The sequence below is a fragment of the Synechococcus sp. R8-2 genome (genome assembly GCF_047461715.1).
Classification (GTDB): domain Bacteria; phylum Cyanobacteriota; class Cyanobacteriia; order Thermostichales; family Thermostichaceae; genus Thermostichus.
Genome location: NZ_JANSHQ010000203.1, coordinates 1 through 613, shown reverse-complemented (window position 1 = coordinate 613; position 613 = coordinate 1). Strand labels below are relative to the sequence as shown.

Below are 613 nucleotides of genomic sequence, written 5' to 3'. Positions count from 1 at the left end.
GCCAGCGGGACGGAGTCCTCAGCAGTGCCCACTTCCCAAAGGGATGAGGGCTGTTCCGCCGCCAGATCTCCGCTTGCCTCTGCGCTCTCCTGCTCCGGCGACAGGGCAGCTCCGGGCTCATCCTCTTGAAAGGATGTCTCAGCGAGGGTTACCGCTTCCCAGCTCAGATCGGGGGTAGCGCCTTCCTCCGCAGGGATCCCAGCAGCCGCAGCCCAATCCTCTGGGGCACCCCCAGGTTCTGGGAATGACGGCTCTGCCTCAGACTCCCAAGCCAGACCAAGCTCGAAGGGCTCGCAGACTTCTGGCTCTTCAGGGGCTGCCGGAACAGGGCGGAAAGCCAGCAACTCAGCCGAGGGCTGAATGGTGTTTGCCGCTCCATTGGCCAGAGCCTGGTGGGCTTGCTTCAGATCTCGCAGCACCGGCAGGGCCAGTTGTCGCAAATCCTGGCCGGGATCCGCCAAAATCTCGCCCACCAAGCGGGTCAAGTCTGTCCAGCCTCCCAGTTCCAGAGCCGAAGATTGCCCCAAATCCTGCAAAGATTGGGCCAGAGCTTGCAGAGCCGGTCGAGTGGCCGGGTCGTCAGGACGTTTGAACAGCTCCAGCATCTGGCGCA

The 613-nt window shown here is 63.3% G+C and carries 1 pseudogene; it reads right to left on the bottom strand.

Annotated features, from left to right (window positions below):
• Positions 1-613: pseudogene (locus tag NW819_RS05465) on the bottom strand (hybrid sensor histidine kinase/response regulator); the annotation flags it as partial.